Genomic DNA, 1,120 nt, shown 5'->3' with positions numbered 1-1,120 from the left:
ATTATTGATGCGTGAGTAGAGTCGTAATAATTGTAACTTGTAATTACTATGGCAAGCTACAAGCAAATCGAATATGAAATCCTGCGTCGTCGATGTGTTGCCTTACAGCAACAGGGCTGGAAACAAGTCACTATCGCTCAGGCCTTAGGCTTAACCCAAGGCTGGGTCAGTCGTACTCTAGCCAAATATCAGCAGCAAGGACAAGACGCACTGGCTTGGCGAAAGCCCACTGGAGCTACCGCCAAATTAACCGATGACCAACTCCATCAGCTAGTTGTGGAGTTGAACAAAGGGGCCGAGCATCATGGATTCCCAGGGCAGATTTGGACGCGCCCCCGAGTTAATGAACCGGGCTGCCGGAGCAGTCATTAACCGACTCTTCGGGGTTAGTTATGATCCTTCTCAGGTCGGACGTTTGTTGAAAAAAGTGGGTTGGAGCCGTCAAAAGCCACAGCCTAAAGCCCGTCAACAAGATCCTGGGCGGGTCCAGCAATGGCGGGACGAACGCTTACCTGAGCTTAAAAAAAGCCCAGACTGAAGGGCGTGTTGTTCTTTACGTGGACGAATCTGCCTTTTACTTGTTGCCTATGTTAGGTCTGACTTGGGCACCACTAGGCCAGACACCAGTTTTACTTGAACAGGCCGGTCGTGATCACCTTAGCGGCCCGCCGCAGCGGTCTGATTGCGGCCATTGCACCAAACGGTCGGATTTATGTAGCGGGCCAGGATAGGTCGTTTACGGGTGAAGACATTGTCTGGTTTTTGAATAAACTCTGCGGGCGCTACCGTAAACGTGATTTACTCATCGTATGGGATGGTGCTTCCATTCATCGAAGTGAGGCAGTCAAAGCATTTCTGAAACAGCGGCCTGGTCGAGTGCATTTAGAGTCTTTACCTCCTTATAGCCCTGATCGGACAGCCGACGCTGCTGAACCCGGTCGAATTAGTCTGGAATCAGCTTAAGGGTAGGCTAAAAAACCGAGTGTTCCTTTCACTACTAGACCTGACGGATGCAGTTCGGCAGCAACTAAACATCTTTGAGAAAGAGCGAAAATTAGTGCAAGCCTTCTTTCGAAAAAAAGAGATTGGTTTCTTTACAGATTAATTCACGTACCAATAA

General features: G+C 49.1%; 3 protein-coding genes. All 3 read left to right on the top strand.

Annotated elements, in window-relative coordinates; translation table 11 throughout:
• Positions 1–48: 48 nt before the first annotated feature.
• The 3 genes from FH603_RS29435 to FH603_RS29425 all read left to right on the top strand — a co-directional run bounded on the left by FH603_RS29435 (position 49) and on the right by FH603_RS29425 (position 963).
• Entirely contained in the window at positions 49–372 is a 324-nt protein-coding gene (locus FH603_RS29435) for a helix-turn-helix domain-containing protein (RefSeq protein WP_186742701.1), read from the top strand.
• Positions 305–538: a helix-turn-helix domain-containing protein gene (locus FH603_RS29430; protein ID WP_394366425.1), complete on the top strand. Its 234-nt coding sequence runs from the start codon at positions 305–307 to the stop codon at positions 536–538. Before FH603_RS29435 ends, FH603_RS29430 begins: the two co-directional genes overlap by 68 nt.
• Before the next feature lie 110 nt (positions 539–648).
• A complete protein-coding gene (locus tag FH603_RS29425) occupies positions 649–963 on the top strand; it encodes a transposase (protein WP_186742697.1) in 315 nt (104 codons plus the stop codon).
• Positions 964–1,120: the final 157 nt, after the last annotated feature.

Source organism: Spirosoma utsteinense (assembly GCF_014282275.1).
GTDB lineage: Bacteria > Bacteroidota > Bacteroidia > Cytophagales > Spirosomataceae > Spirosoma > Spirosoma utsteinense.
This window is presented reverse-complemented; position numbering and strand designations above follow the sequence as displayed.